The following is a 14,887-nucleotide window of genomic DNA, read 5'->3' on the forward strand; positions in this document are numbered from 1 at the left end:
CAGTTTCTTCTAAAATCCGTTTAAACCTCCACCTGAACCCAAAATTCCAAATAACCATTGTTGAAATTGAGGTGTAACTTCTTTTTGAATATATTGGGTTAATGCATTTATATCCATTCCACCAATATCTTTTGTCTGCGAGTCTTCTGGAATGTCTACTTGTTTAACAAGGTTAGATTCATTTTCAAGCTGAAGACTTACTATATCCTCGGCCATACCCGGAAGCTGAATGGAAATTTCGTGTTCAGCGTTCATTGCTTCTTCTTGGTATTCAGCATTTCCTGTCCACGTAATTCCGCCTTTTTCCTGACCGGTTTTTAACGTAAAATTACGTTCGAACTCTTTTGTTCCATCATCCACAGTGGAAGTGCCTTCATAAGTTAATTCACCTTCGCTGCTTGCCAGTTTAATAGAATCTTTTGCACTATTATCTTTCCAGGAAAGATCTCCTGTTACAGTTACATCAGATTTCTCCCCATTTTCTTCAAAACCTAATTTATAATCAAATGTTTGTTCCGTCTCATTAAACAATTGGGTTCCATCAACATTTAAGGTTACTATTTTGTCTTTCGAAGGTCCCATAGATAGAGCGAAGTCGCGTTTAACAATTAAATCATTATTCGTCCAGATGATCGAAGTCAATCCATCAGGAATCTGTAATTTTTCAAGACCATTTATTGCATCTTCCATAGATGCATCGAATTCCGCTACCATACTGTCTATGTTAGTTTCCACAGAAGGTGTTAAGGAAGAGCCGGCACCTAAAAATTGCATTTCTAATTGTTCACGTAATATTTCTATGAATCGCTCGTCTTCCTTCATTTTTTCCATAGTAGTAATTAACAAATCTTTTAGTTCTTTTTCCGTTAAATGAAACGTGATTTTTTCTGCATCAATTGTATTTGAATTCACTTCGATTTTTTCATCGGTTGTTTTAAAAGCAGAATCTGGAAGTTTGTCATAAAGCATTTTCAGATATTCTTCTTTTAAATATTCCTGATCGTCTTCGGGTAAGACGTTTGATCCATTAAATAGCTTATCAAATTCAACTTTTTCTTCGCCGGAGTAAGTTTGAGGGTCTATTTGATTTAACAGTTTACTAACATCACCTTCATTTACTAGCAGCAATTCTTGAAGGAAAGGCAGTTGGACTAAAAGCTTTTCAGAAGTTAAATATAAGTTCAAGCCGTCAATTGTGATGCCGCCGAAATCTCCACTGATTTCTGTAGCCATTTTCTTCTTTTCTGTATCCAATGCATTTTTAATTGTGAGTGTTGAATTGTTGATGATTTGTGCGGGTCCTAAGTTACTAAGGTTTGCTGCAGGATCATTGTATGCGGCAGCTAGTTCGATAGTTGTTTCGGTAGGGTTTTCTTTCGTTTTTTCTTGCCAGGATAATTCTGTCTCCATACGATCTTTTATTTGTTCTTCAATAAATTCGGCACTGTTCTTTTCTGCTAAGAAATATTTCTGCTTATCGGATAGATTTAAAAGTACAAAAGCAGCAACACTTCCTCCTATAATTAATATTCCAGTTAGAATAAAGATTATTAATTTCTTTGATTTCCCTTTGTTGCGACCTTTTGCCGAAATTGATTCATCCATGGGGCAAAACCTCTTCCTTTACTTTTATGTGTATTTATATGTATGAGGTTACTTCGTGATGAATTACAAACTAACATATAAACTCATTTTACATTCCATTGAAAAATAGTCAATATGTTCCAGCGTAAGTTATTGTTTAATTTTTATTTTTAACAATATTATTAATGGCATAAAAAAGAGGCTGGGACAAAACCCAGTAAATAAAAAAGCGTGGCTCTCACCTTGTAGGTGACATACCACGCTTTTTTTATATAATCGTTTATTTTTACTAAACAAAAAGAATCCCTTTTGATAGAATTAAAGTAACCACACAATAATTATCGGAGGGATTCTTATGTTTAAATATTATAACATAAATCAAGTTGTGTTGCCGTTAGATTTAGAAATAAAATTGGACAAAAATGATATTGCCTATGCAGTAAATGATGTTGTAACCCAGATTCCGGAGGAAGCGTTCGCTATCTTTTCCCGTGAAACCGGATGTCCAGCCTATCACCCACAAATGATGATGAAAATTATTTTATGTGCCTACACACAGTCGGTTTTTTCTGGAAGGAAAATTGAAGGGTTACTTAAAGACAGTGTGCGGATGATGTGGTTAGCGCAAGGACATGAGCCAAGTTATCGTACAATTAATCGTTTTCGCGTGCATCCAGAGGTCAAAAAGCTACTACGTCAATGTTTCGTGCAATTCCGATGTCAGCTAGTGGAAGAAAAACAAATTGATGAAGAAGCGATTTTTATTGACGGAACCAAGATTGAAGCGAATGCCAATAAATTTACGTTTGTATGGCGTAAGTCGGTTGAAAGATACAGTGCTAATTTGGTGGAAAAGTCCAACCAAATGTATGATGAATTATTGGAGAATGAAATTCTTCCAGAAATCGAACGAGAAAGTCTAGAGGAACTGTCCACGAAAGAACTCGAAAAAGTAGTGGAGCAACTGGATGACAAGGTAGAAGCATATGACAAGAAAATAGAAGCAAGTAAAGACGTAAGCGAACGTAAAAAACTTCGTTTTGACCGTAAAGCACCGAAACAATACCGCAAACAATTCAAGGATTATTTGGCGCGAAAACAGAAATACCAAAACGACATGGAGATTTTCGGAGAACGCAATAGTTACTCGAAGACCGATCATGATGCCACTTTTATGCGAATGAAAGATGATTATATGAAGAACGGCCAGCTGAAAGCTGGGTATAATGTGCAGGCAGCAACCGAAGGACAATATGTGCTCGCTTATGATGTATTCCCAAATCCGACAGATACTCGCACCTTCATTCCATTTCTGGATAACATAGAAAATAATTACTTTAAGCTGCCAGAGCATATCGTCGCTGACGCAGGATATGGAAGTGAACAAAACTACGAAGATGTCATAGAGAATCGAAAACGCACCCCGCTGATTACATATAACCAGTATCGAAAAGAGAAGAAAAAGAAACATAAGAATAACGCTTTCCATACAGCCAATTGGGAATATAATAAGGATGACGATACGTTTACCTGTCCAAATGGGAAACGATTAATGTTCAGCCACGTGTCCCATCGAACAGATAAATACGGACTGACACGAACGTTTAAGGTGTATGAATCTGAGGGCTGTGCGGGTTGTCCATTGCGTTCTCAATGCACCAAAGCGAAGGAAGGAAATAATCGAAGAATTTATTACAACGAAAAATGGGAAAACCAAAAAGAATACATTAAGCAACTGCTTTCGGAAGAGAAAACTGGTGAAATCTACGGCAATCGTAAAATCGATGTGGAGCCAGTCTTCGGGTTTCTGAAGGCTAATTTGTGCTTCACTCGTATGTCTGTACGAGGTAAAGAGAAAGTAGAAAATGAATTAGGATTTGCATTCATGGCGGTAAACTTAAGGAAGTACTCCGCCATGAAGACAAAACAACTACTAGATAATCAAAACAATCCAACGAAAAATGGTTCTGACCATCGAAAACCGATGATCAGAACCATTTTTAAGTTATTTTTGGCTAGTTATGTCCCAGCCCTTACCTGAAATAGTATCTAATTTTTCTTTCTTTTCATTGTTCTTCAGTTTGAGTATCAAGGTTCTTTCGAAAATTGAATGATGATTAATTCGATTATTCAACTGAAATGTTTTTTACACCTTGCTCCAGAGAATCGAGCATTTCGCTTTTTTCGGTTTCATCAGATTGCTGCCAGATTAATTCAAAAAGTACCCCTAGGCCAGGGAGCATTTTTTCTTCGCCATTTTGAATTGCGTCGACTATCGTTGCCTCTAGCTGTTCCTGGTCATTGGTTGCGATATTGGATAGAATTGCTTTTCTGAGATTTAAATCCATTTTATTCACTCCTTATTTTATGTTTTTACTGATTATAGTTTGACCTACATTGTTTGAAATATGTATGATAGGAATATTAATAATGAGGATGCGATTTTGATGATAACGTCTGTACAAAACACACAAGTCAAAAATTGGACTAAACTAAAGATGAAGAAATTCCGATTAATGGCCAATAAATTTTTAATTGAAGGGGAACATTTAGTTACGGAAGCACATAACAGTAATTGGGTCATAGATGAAATTATTATCCAGAAAGATGCGACTGTTCCTGACTTTGTGAGAAATTATACTACGAGTATCGTGACTGAAAATGTTTTTCACCATATTACAGATACAAAAACACCACAAGGAATAGCAGCGGTTGTTGAAATGGTTAGCCACGAATGGATGGAACCAAGTAAGGTAATTATGCTGGATGCAATTCAAGATCCGGGTAATCTTGGTACATTAATTCGCACTGCTGATGCTGTTGGATTTGACGCTGTTATTATTGGAAATAATTCAGTGGATGTATATAATGACAAAGTAGTTCGTTCCACGCAAGGTTCTTTGTTTCACATTCCGGTTTACCAGGAAAATTTATTAGCGACATTACCTAAACTTCAAAAGGAAGGATTTACTGTTTGGGCTACTTCACTTGAAAATGCTAAACCATATAAAGAAGTAAATCTGAGCAAAAAAATTGGCTTGCTGGTTGGAAATGAAGGAAATGGAGTCGACAAATCATTAATCAAATTAGCTGATTACAATGTGAAGATTCCGATTAACGGAAAAGCTGAGTCGTTAAATGTAAGTGTTGCTGCAGGTATTCTTATGTACCATATAATCGGATAATACTTGCAACATGAGGGAATTTTATCTATAATGAAATCAAAATTAATGTATAGTTGAAAGCTATGAAAGAGCGCATTAACAATTTAGAAAATAGTTCAGGAAGGAAATGCCTTGGATTGGAAGCATTTCTACTATTTTAATTGATAATCTTCACTCTGGAGCAGGCACTCAGACCTTGGAATTTCAAGTAAAGGTGTCCCGGATTAATTCCGTTATCAGGTTCAAGTTGGACATATTTTTTTCTGTGTCAACAAGGGTGGTACCGCGATTTAAAAACCTCGTCCCTTTTCTGGACGGGGTTTTTCTATGTAAAAAAGGAGGAATAAAAATGAAGGAAGAATTAGAAACTCTTCAGCAGGAAGCGCTGGAGAAAATTAGAAATACCGACCAATTAAAAGAACTTCAGGAAATTCGTGTAGCGTATCTTGGTAAAAAAGGATCTCTTACGAGTGTTTTAAGAGGAATGGGGAAATTATCGAAGGAGGAGCGTCCGGTAATTGGTGAAATTGCCAATCAAGTGCGCGAAACAATAACCTCTGCCTTAGATGAAAAGAATAATGATTTAAACGAAAAAGAGCTAGAGAAGCGGTTGGCAACTGAAACAATCGATGTAACACTGCCAGGGAGACCAATCAAGACGGGTGGTCCACACTTATTAACATCAATAATAGAAGAAATAGAAGATTTATATATTGGAATGGGTTTTGAAGTTAGAGAAGGTCCTGAAGTTGAAACAGATTATTTTAACTTTGAAGCATTGAATTTACCGAAAGATCACCCAGCACGTGATATGCAGGACTCATTTTATATAACGAATGAGCTCTTATTGCGAACACATACATCCCCTGTACAGGCGCGCACTATGCAAGGATTAAAAGGTAGTAAGCCAGTTAAAATGATTTGTCCTGGTAAAGTGTATCGTCGTGATACGGACGATGCTACACATTCACATCAGTTCACCCAAATCGAAGGGCTCTACGTTGACAAAGATGTGCGTATGAGTGACTTGAAAGGCATACTGGATGCATTTGCTAAGAAGATGTTTGGAGAAGATAGAAAGATTCGCTTGCGGCCAAGTTTCTTTCCATTCACCGAGCCATCAGTAGAGATGGATATTTCTTGTAAGGTTTGTGATGGAAAAGGTTGTTCGGTTTGTAAACGAACCGGATGGATTGAAATATTAGGTGCTGGCATGGTTCATCCAAAAGTATTGGAAATGGCAGGATACGATTCATCCGTATATTCTGGATTTGCATTTGGTATGGGACCAGATCGGATTGCGATGCTGAAGTATGGAATTGATGATATTCGTCAGTTCTATACAAACGATAAACGATTTTTAAAACAATATCATCAAGCGTAAAGGGGGCAGTTCTATATGTTAGTTTCTTTAAACTGGTTACAAAACTATATTGATATTAGTGATTGTAAACCGGAAGATTTAGCAGAAAAAATTACGAAGTCAGGTATTGAAGTTGAAGGAATCGAATACGTGGCAGAAAAAAGTGAAAATGTGGTAGTTGGGTATGTAAAGGAATGCGAACAGCACCCAGATGCAGATAAATTAAACCTTTGTCAAGTTGATGTGGGTGAAGAAGTTCTGCAGATTATCTGTGGAGCGCCGAATATTAAACAAGGGCAAAAAGTTGCGGTTGCTAAGCCAAACGCTGTCCTGCCTGGTAATTTTAAAATAAAGAAAGTAAAACTGCGAGGAATTGAATCAAACGGAATGATCTGCTCTCTGCAGGAACTTGGAATAGCTGAAAAGTATGTTCCAAAAGACATGGCCGATGGAATATTTGTTTTCCCAGAAGATGTGGAAGTAGGTCAAGACGTTACCAGCTTACTGAATCTGGACGACGCAATCCTTGAACTTGGATTAACTCCAAATAGAGCGGATTGCTTAAGTATGCTTGGTGTTGTTTATGAAGTGGGAGCGATATTAAACAGACCAATTCATTTACCTGATGTGAAATATACAGTTAGTAATGAACAAACAAGCGAGCATGTATCTGTATCGGTGGATGATGAAAATCTGGCGCCTTATTACGGTGCATTTATGGTGAAGGATATTAATATAAAACCATCTCCACTTTGGATGCGTAATTATTTAATGGCTGCTGGAATTCGCCCTATTAACAATGTTGTTGACATTACGAACTATGTGTTACTTGAATATGGCCAGCCGTTACACGCGTTTGACTTCGATCGCATGAACTCAAAGGAAATTCGGGTTAGGAAGGCGAAAGAAGGCGAGTCACTAGTTACGTTAGATGAGCAGGAGCGGAAGCTTAAGCGTGAACATTTAGTTATTACGAATGGCAAAGTTCCAATCGCACTTGCTGGTGTCATGGGTGGAGCTTCCACAGAGGTTTGCAGCGAAACAAGCACAATACTTTTAGAAGCAGCTTACTTCCATTCAACGTCAGTCAGAAGAACAGTAAACGACACTGGTCTTCGAAGTGAATCAAGCACTCGCTTTGAGAAGGGTGTTGACCCAAACCGGGTGAAACGCGCAGGACAGAGAGCTTGTCAGCTGCTTGTTCAATACGCTGATGGAGTTGTGTTAGATGGACCTGTAGAGTTTGATGCTTTAGATAAAGAAGAAAAAGAAGTGTCTATCTCTACTGAAACAATCAATAAAAGATTGGGTACAGATATTTCCAATGAAGAAATAGGAAATATTTTAACCAAACTTCGATTTTCTTATGTTGAGAAGAATGGCCACTATCATGTAGCAATACCAACACGTCGAGGAGATATCAGTATTTTTGAGGATATGCTTGAAGAAGTTGCACGTATTTATGGATATGATAACTTGCCTTTCACTTTTCCAACAGGCTATGGTCAAGTAGGCTCACTAACAGAACGCCAAAAACTGAAACGTGAGATAAAAAGGTTTTTGGAAAGTGCGGGATTAATGGAGACAGTAACTTATTCATTATCTAATAATGACTATGTGAAATCGTTTATCAGCCCGGATATAAGCGAAAAAGGTGTTAAGCCTGTAAAACTTGCTATGCCTATGAGCGAAGAACACAGTCATCTAAGACTAAGCGCAGTACCTGAATTACTTCATACTGTCGCTTATAATATTGCTCGTAACCAGACAGACATTGCATATTATGAAATGGGATCCGTGTTTTTATCGAATGAGCAGGAATTAAAAGAACAGCCTCATGAACAGCTTCGAATAGCAGGGGTCGTAACGGGGCATTGGCATGAACACCCGTGGCAGCAAGAAAAGAAGCCAGTTGATTTTTATGTACTCAAGGGAATCGTGGAAGAGTTATGTATCCATTTGAACGTTCCAGTGACTTTTGTGCAATCAAAATTAACTGATCTGCATCCTGGCAGATGTGCAACGATGTATATTGGAGATCAAATCGTTGGTTATATTGGGCAAGTTAATCCACGAATAGAAAAGAAGTTGGATTTAAATGAAACATATGTATTTGATATGAATCTTGACGGTGTGCTTGCGAGCTACGAACATTTACCAAGCTATGTTCAGCAGTCCAAATATCCTTCTGTAAAAAGGGATATCGCATTTGTACTAAACGAAAAAGTTCTTGCTGGAGATGTGAAGGACTTGATTGGAGAAATCGGGCAGCCACTAGTTAAAAAAGTCGACATTTTTGACGTCTATACAGGGGAACATCTGCCTGATGGAGAAAAATCGGTTGCTTTCAGCTTACTTTATCAGGAAGATACAAGAACATTGAAGGAAGAGGAAGTTGAAGAATCGTATCAAACGATCATCTTAGCCGTAAAAAAAGAATTTGACGCATACGTGCGATCCTAAAAAATCAGGCAGTCCACTTCGGGCTGCCTGATTTTTAAAGTTAAAGGATAAAAACTATAGGTATTCCTCTGCTTTCTTTGAATTTACAAAATGTATTTTTGCACAAGAATTTAATAGTTCATAGCCATTCTCTTTAATTATTTTTGCAATTGCCATATCCACGTGCTTTGCTGCACCTTTCGGTAAAGTCATACCAACTTCGTCTGAAAGGTTATCCATTTCCTTTAAAAAACTGGATCTGGCTATAATAGAAGCAGCAGCTACTGCGATCGAGTGGCTTTCAGCTTTCGTGATAAAATAAGTGTTCGGTGCACTTTTCTGTTTTTCGCTGGAGATATATTTGTTGTAAAGTCCAGGCTCACAAAATTGGTCGATTACGATTCCTTGAAATGATCCTTCATCCAAATTTTTTATAACATTTGCGATTGCATGATGGTGTAACATTGCTTTCATTTTTCCCTGGGACCAGCCTCGAGATTTTAACTTATTGTACTTTGGATTCCGTAAAACGAGTAAAGAGTATGTAATATCTAAGTTAAGTATTTCTTTAGATAACCGCTTAATAGTCTTATCTGTCAAATTTTTAGAATCCTGAACACCGATTTCTTTCAACTTTACAATTTGTTCTTTCTTAACAAATAGACTAGCTACTGTAACAGGACCAAAATAGTCACCGGTTCCTGCTTCATCAGATCCAATATGAGAATCATTGAAAAGCGAATTTGGAGGTGCAAACTTGTGCACAGGCTTAGCTGCAGATTTACTTTTCGCAACTTCTGGTGAAAGTTCATCTACCCATTTAATCGATTCAAATTCGACTGATTTACCTTGGAACATAACTTTGCCGGAACGATAGGCAGTAATAACCGCGTTCGAGGTTTTGGCTCGAAAAACCGCACCTTGGGGTACATCAATGATAGATTCTTTGTAATATTGTTTCATTTTATTTATTTTTTCTTTAGAAAAAACGTGTATTTCTTGTGACAAAAGCTAACACTCCAATCAGATTCCTACTCAGACTATAGCAGATAAACATATGCAGAGGAAGGTGGAAAGGAGAAAACTTTCCTAAATTGATCTCTTCATGTTAATATAAAGTGTACTATTTTAACAGACAAGAAAGTATAGATACTTTCTGCCTGCATAAGTGCAACTAAGGCTTTCGCCGTTAGTGCTTGGCGATAAGTCAAGTTTTCTAAAACTTTTAATTGACAATAGGGGGCAACCCACATGGCAGATAATAACAAAACGAGAACAACTGTTGAAATTCATAATAAAACCTATACAATAATCGGACGTGAAAGTGAACATCACGTCAAATTAGTAGCTAGTCTTGTTGATCAAAAAATGAGTGAAATCCAAAGTATGAATAAAGATTTGGAAACAACCAGGTTAGCAGTATTAACCGCTGTAAATACCATGAATGATTATTTGAAATTAAAGGAAGACTACGCAACGTTGTTGGGATCACTGAAAAAGAAAGAGGATTAATGACATATGGTTGATATTATTTTATTACTTTTATTACTATTTGGTTTTTTTGTAGGATTAAAGCGTGGTTTCATATTACAACTTTTCCATTTAATTGGATTTATTGCTGCTTTTATTGTGGCAGCCTTGTACTATGACCAATTAGCTGAACGGCTGGCACTATGGATACCTTATCCAGAACTTCCTGACAGTAGCGAGTGGGCTGCGTTTCTTGATAACCTCCCACTGGAAAACGCTTTTTATAATGCAATCTCATTTGCAATTATATTTTTCGCTGTAAAAATTGTGTTACAAATTATTGCTTCTATGCTTGATTTTGTAGCAGAATTACCCGTACTCCATTCAGTTAATAAGTTATTAGGTGGTATTTTAGGGTTTGTAGAAATTTATTTAATAATATTTATTATCCTGTATATCCTTGCGTTAACACCACTATCAAGTATTCAATCTTGGGTCAACGATTCAGGAATAGCTATGTTAATTGTAGAACATACTCCAATGTTTTCTGAGAAACTGAAAGAACTGTGGTTTACTAATATCATAGGTAAATAAATCCAAAATAAATTTATAGAGTTAGCTGATTCTTAATAGGTGAAATTACAATTGTGACAACTGTACAATGTATGACCTAACCGGAATCAGCTTTTTTACACATTAGAAAAGTTAAAAGTGCAGATATAAATTTAAAGAAGGTGAGTCAATGACTATTAATAAAAAAGATGTTTTAAAATTATTAGAAAAGATAGCCGTATTCATGGAATTAAAAGGAGAAAATCCGTTTAAGGTCTCTGCATATAGAAAAGCTGCACAGGCATTAGAACAAGATGATCGGTCGCTTTCTGAAATAAATGATTTTACTAAGATTAAAGGAATTGGTAAGGGAACTGGTGCAGTTATAGATGAATACATATCAGATGGTCAATCAGATACACTTCTTCAACTTGAAAGTGAAGTGCCTCAAGGTTTAGTACCTTTATTAGGTTTGCCTGGCCTTGGTGGAAAGAAACTGGCGAAGTTATATCAGGAGCTGGGTGTGACAGATGCTGTCACTTTACAAACCGCCTGTAGTTCAGGAGAAGTGGAAAAACTATCTGGGTTCGGTAAAAAAACTGCTGATAAAATAGTGCAGGCATTAGAAGACCGAGACACCCGTCCCGAGAGGTTACCTATAGCCATTATGTTACCAATTGCGGAGAGGATCGAGGAATTCTTATCCACCGTTACTTACATTGATACCTTCTCAAGAGCGGGAAGTTTAAGGCGCATGCGTGAAACAGTTAAAGATATCGATTTTATCATTGCTTCGAATGAACCAGCAAGGGTACGCGATACTTTATTGGAAATGCCCAACATTAAAGATGTGATTGCTAAAGGTGACACAAAAGTCTCTGTTACATTAGATGAGGTGTATGATATAAACGTAGATTTCAGGATAGTGGGACCAGATGAATTTGCTACTACTTTACATCACTTCACAGGGTCGAAAGAACATAATGTTGCGATGCGTCAGTTAGCTAAAAAAAGAGATGAAAAAATAAATGAATATGGAATTACACAAAATGAAAGTGAAACAATTTTAACTTTCACCAATGAAGCAGAATTCTTTAATCATTTTGGATTACCATTTATCCCTCCGGAAATTCGTGAAAACCAAGGGGAGATTGAATCCTATTCAGAGAAAAATGAATTGATCGAGCTATCAGATATTCGCGGGGATCTCCACATGCATACAACATGGAGCGATGGAGCACAGTCCTTGGAAGAAATGGTTAATCAGGCAAGAGAAATTGGATATGATTACATTGCAATCACTGACCATTCAAAATTTTTGAGAGTGGCTAACGGATTGGATGAAACAAAACTTAGAAAACAACGGTCGGAAATAGAACGAATAAACGATAAGTACGATGATATTCATGTATTTGCTGGAGTGGAGATGGATATACTTCCAGACGGCTCACTAGATTTCGATAATGAATTTTTAAAAGAGATGGATTTTGTAATAGGGGCAATTCACTCAAGCTTTAACCAATCGGAAGAGAAAATCATGAATCGACTGGAAACAGCCATGGAAAATCCTTATGTAACCTTTATCGCACATCCTTCTGGAAGGTTAATTGGCAGGCGTTCGGGTTATGCAGTTAATCTGGAGAAACTTATTCAGCGTGCAAAAGAAACTGGTACTGCACTAGAAATAAATGCGAATCCTAACCGTTTGGATTTATCAGCTGAATGGGCTCGTAAAGCACAGGAAAAAGATGTGAATATTGTCATCAACACGGACGCGCACAGTTTTCAAATGCTGAACCATATGAAACACGGTGTAGGAATTGCCAGAAAAGGATGGATTGAAAAGAATCAAGTACTTAATACATGGACAAAAGAAAAATTAATGAGATTAATGAATAATAAAAAGCTTTAGGCCGATAAGGCAGGTAAGGAAAGTTTGAAAAGGAGTATATACTAATGAATGATCGTATCCTTCGAGTATTAGAATTTAATAAAATTATTGATCAACTCAGTTCACATGCCGCTTCTAGTCTAGGAAAAAGTCGCACGCTTCAATTAAAGCCGCATACGAATCTAAATGATGTATTGGAACTGCAAAAAGAAACCGATGAAGCGGGTCAAATTCTGCGTTTGAATCTAACTGTCCCACTAGGGGGGATTTTTGATATTCGCGCGAGTATTAAGCGCAGTGTCATTGGCGGCGTTTTGAACACAGATGAGTGTCTTGATATTGCCAACACCATTTATGGTGGCAGACAAGTAAAAAACTTTGTTCAAAAGCTGGAAGAAGAATTACCGATATTAAAATCGCTGGTCGAGCGTATTGAACCATTAAGAGATCTAGAACAACATATAAAAAGCAGTATTGATGACCATGGAAATGTAATGGACAGTGCATCTGTTAAACTGCGTAGTATCAGGTCATCGATTAGAACATACGAAAGCAGAGTCAGAGAAAAATTAGATGGATACACGAGATCTAAAAGCGCGATGCTGTCAGATCCAATTGTGACAATAAGAAACGACCGTTATGTACTGCCGGTTAAACAGGAATACCGAGGGTCTATTGGTGGAATAGTTCATGATCAGTCTGCATCAGGGGCTACGTTGTTTATGGAGCCAAAATCAGTTGTCGACATAAACAATCAGCTTCAGGAAGCATCCGTCAAAGAGAAGCATGAAATTGATCGTATTTTACGCGAGTTAACTGAACACATTGCAAGTGAGGAGCAGTTACTATCTGAAAATGTGGAAGTCCTTGGGAAAATTGATTTCATGTTTGCACGAGCAAAGCTCGGTCAGACAATGAAAGCATCGATGCCGAAAATGAATGATCAGGGAATAATTAAATTACAGCAGGCCCGACATCCACTTATACCAATGGATGAGGTAGTCGCCAATGATATTGAAATTGGGGAAGATTACACATCTATTGTCATTACCGGACCAAATACTGGTGGTAAAACAGTTACCTTGAAGATGGTGGGGTTATGTACACTAATGGCCCAGTCAGGACTGCAAATTCCTGCCCTTGATGGCTGTGAAATGGCTGTGTTTGAAAATGTCTATGCGGATATAGGGGACGAACAATCCATCGAACAGAATCTCAGTACATTTTCTTCTCACATGACAAATATTGTTAACATTATGAAGCAAGTTGACTATAAAGCACTGGTATTGTTCGATGAATTGGGAGCTGGAACCGATCCACAAGAAGGCGCTGCTCTTGCAATGTCTTTATTGGATGAAGTTATTGAGCGCGGCGCGCGTGTTATTGCAACTACACATTATCCTGAACTTAAAGCTTACGGGTACAACAGAGAAAATGTTGTAAATGCATCAGTTGAGTTTGATGTGGAATCTTTAAAACCAACTTATAGACTCCTGGTTGGTGTTCCAGGCAGAAGTAATGCTTTTGAAATTTCCAAACGACTAGGTCTTGAATCGTCCATTATCGAAAGTGCAAAGAGTCATATTGGAATTGACTCGAAAAGTGTGGAAAATATGATTGCGTCGCTTGAAAAATCACAGCGAGAATCTGAAAAAGATTATGAATCTGCTCACGCGATTATGTTAGAAAATGAAAAATTAAAAAAAGACCTTGAAAACCAATGGAATGAGTTTGAGACTAAGCGCGAATCATTATATAAAAAGGCTGATGAAAAAGCGAACAAAGCTTTGCAGAATGCGAGAGAAGAAGCGGAAGTTATTATCGAAGAAATTCGCAAGATGAAATCAAATTCAAATTTAAAAGAACACGAATGGATCGAAGCAAAGAAGATGCTGGAAGATGCTAAACCAGATCTTTCAAAGAAACAGGAAAAGAAAAATGATTCACCTGCCGGAAATGAGAAAGAATTGCAGATTGGTGATACAATTAAGCTATTAACAATAAACCAAGAAGGCAGTGTGATATCAAAAATAAGTGATAAGGAATACATGGTTCAAGTAGGAATAATGAAAGTAAAAGTAAAGCGAAAAGACCTTCAATTTATTAGTCAAAAAAAGCAGTTTACAGAAAAACCATTGGCGACCGTTAAAGGTTCGAACTACCATGTCAGACCAGAATTAGATCTTCGTGGGGAACGGTATGAGAATGCATTACTGCAACTGGAGAAATATCTGGATGACGTAATCCTTGCTGGTTATCAGCAAGTTTCAATCATACATGGTAAAGGAACCGGTGCACTAAGGAAAGGTGTACAGGAGCTTGTTAAAAATCACTCTCGTATATCTGGAGTTCGGGCAGGCGGAAGCGGTGAAGGCGGCAGTGGAGTTACAGTAATTGAATTAAAGTAAAGTAAATTCGGGG

At 37.3% G+C, this 14,887-nt stretch carries 11 protein-coding genes and 1 other annotated feature; of the genes, 8 read left to right on the forward strand and 3 right to left on the reverse strand.

The window, feature by feature from the left end:
- Positions 1–9: 9 nt before the first annotated feature.
- Entirely contained in the window at positions 10–1,605 is a 1,596-nt protein-coding gene (locus tag VBD025_RS09690; RefSeq protein WP_430784898.1) for a hypothetical protein, read from the reverse strand.
- Between the two features lie 334 nt (positions 1,606–1,939).
- On the opposite strand from VBD025_RS09690, the gene VBD025_RS09695 reads away from it, so the two are divergent.
- Positions 1,940–3,625: an IS1182 family transposase gene (locus VBD025_RS09695; RefSeq protein ID WP_430784900.1), complete on the forward strand. Its 1,686-nt coding sequence runs from the start codon at positions 1,940–1,942 to the stop codon at positions 3,623–3,625.
- Positions 3,626–3,710: 85 nt separating this feature from the next.
- Here VBD025_RS09695 and sspI read toward each other — a convergent pair whose 3' ends face one another.
- A complete protein-coding gene (sspI, locus tag VBD025_RS09700) occupies positions 3,711–3,932 on the reverse strand; it encodes a small acid-soluble spore protein SspI (protein WP_430784902.1) in 222 nt (73 codons plus the stop codon).
- 99 nt (positions 3,933–4,031) lie between these two features.
- On the opposite strand from sspI, the gene VBD025_RS09705 reads away from it, so the two are divergent.
- From VBD025_RS09705 to pheT, 3 genes are all read left to right on the forward strand, one after another.
- Positions 4,032–4,769: a TrmH family RNA methyltransferase gene (locus VBD025_RS09705; RefSeq protein ID WP_430784904.1), complete on the forward strand. Its 738-nt coding sequence runs from the start codon at positions 4,032–4,034 to the stop codon at positions 4,767–4,769.
- Positions 4,770–4,822: 53 nt separating this feature from the next.
- Positions 4,823–5,058: a binding site (T-box leader), on the forward strand.
- 39 nt (positions 5,059–5,097) lie between these two features.
- Positions 5,098–6,132, forward strand: a complete 1,035-nt coding sequence (gene pheS / locus VBD025_RS09710) for a phenylalanine--tRNA ligase subunit alpha (RefSeq protein ID WP_430784906.1) — start codon at positions 5,098–5,100, stop codon at positions 6,130–6,132.
- Between the two features lie 15 nt (positions 6,133–6,147).
- Positions 6,148–8,574: a phenylalanine--tRNA ligase subunit beta gene (pheT, locus tag VBD025_RS09715; protein ID WP_430784908.1), complete on the forward strand. Its 2,427-nt coding sequence runs from the start codon at positions 6,148–6,150 to the stop codon at positions 8,572–8,574.
- Positions 8,575–8,628: 54 nt separating this feature from the next.
- On the opposite strand, the gene rnhC is transcribed toward pheT, so the two are convergent.
- Entirely contained in the window at positions 8,629–9,561 is a 933-nt protein-coding gene (gene rnhC, locus VBD025_RS09720) for a ribonuclease HIII (RefSeq protein WP_430784910.1), read from the reverse strand.
- Between the two features lie 243 nt (positions 9,562–9,804).
- Between rnhC and zapA the strand changes: the two genes are divergently transcribed.
- From zapA to VBD025_RS09740, 4 genes are all read left to right on the forward strand, one after another.
- A complete protein-coding gene (gene zapA / locus VBD025_RS09725; RefSeq protein ID WP_430784912.1) occupies positions 9,805–10,065 on the forward strand; it encodes a cell division protein ZapA in 261 nt (86 codons plus the stop codon).
- A 6-nt stretch (positions 10,066–10,071) separates the two neighbouring features.
- The gene (locus tag VBD025_RS09730; protein ID WP_430784914.1) at positions 10,072–10,617 is read left to right on the forward strand and encodes a CvpA family protein; all 546 of its coding nucleotides are present in this window, start codon (positions 10,072–10,074) and stop codon (positions 10,615–10,617) included.
- A 148-nt stretch (positions 10,618–10,765) separates the two neighbouring features.
- Positions 10,766–12,487, forward strand: a complete 1,722-nt coding sequence (polX, locus tag VBD025_RS09735; protein WP_430784916.1) for a DNA polymerase/3'-5' exonuclease PolX — start codon at positions 10,766–10,768, stop codon at positions 12,485–12,487.
- A 44-nt stretch (positions 12,488–12,531) separates the two neighbouring features.
- Positions 12,532–14,874 carry an endonuclease MutS2 gene (locus VBD025_RS09740; protein WP_430784918.1) on the forward strand — a complete coding sequence of 781 codons (2,343 nt, stop codon included), beginning with the start codon at positions 12,532–12,534 and terminating at the stop codon, positions 14,872–14,874.
- Positions 14,875–14,887: the final 13 nt, after the last annotated feature.

Origin of the sequence: Virgibacillus flavescens (genome assembly GCF_050574275.1) — a bacterium.
Lineage (GTDB): Bacteria > Bacillota > Bacilli > Bacillales > Amphibacillaceae > Virgibacillus_F > Virgibacillus_F flavescens.

Coding starts and splice junctions, on each gene's coding strand:
- VBD025_RS09695 (WP_430784900.1), top strand. CDS start 1,940: ATGTTTAAATATTATAACATAAATCAAGTTGTGTTGCCGTTAGATTTA.
- polX (WP_430784916.1), top strand. CDS start 10,766: ATGACTATTAATAAAAAAGATGTTTTAAAATTATTAGAAAAGATAGCC.
- sspI (WP_430784902.1), bottom strand. CDS start 3,932: ATGGATTTAAATCTCAGAAAAGCAATTCTATCCAATATCGCAACCAAT.
- pheS (WP_430784906.1), top strand. CDS start 5,098: ATGAAGGAAGAATTAGAAACTCTTCAGCAGGAAGCGCTGGAGAAAATT.
- VBD025_RS09690 (WP_430784898.1), bottom strand. CDS start 1,605: ATGGATGAATCAATTTCGGCAAAAGGTCGCAACAAAGGGAAATCAAAG.
- VBD025_RS09730 (WP_430784914.1), top strand. CDS start 10,072: ATGGTTGATATTATTTTATTACTTTTATTACTATTTGGTTTTTTTGTA.
- VBD025_RS09705 (WP_430784904.1), top strand. CDS start 4,032: ATGATAACGTCTGTACAAAACACACAAGTCAAAAATTGGACTAAACTA.
- zapA (WP_430784912.1), top strand. CDS start 9,805: ATGGCAGATAATAACAAAACGAGAACAACTGTTGAAATTCATAATAAA.
- pheT (WP_430784908.1), top strand. CDS start 6,148: ATGTTAGTTTCTTTAAACTGGTTACAAAACTATATTGATATTAGTGAT.
- VBD025_RS09740 (WP_430784918.1), top strand. CDS start 12,532: ATGAATGATCGTATCCTTCGAGTATTAGAATTTAATAAAATTATTGAT.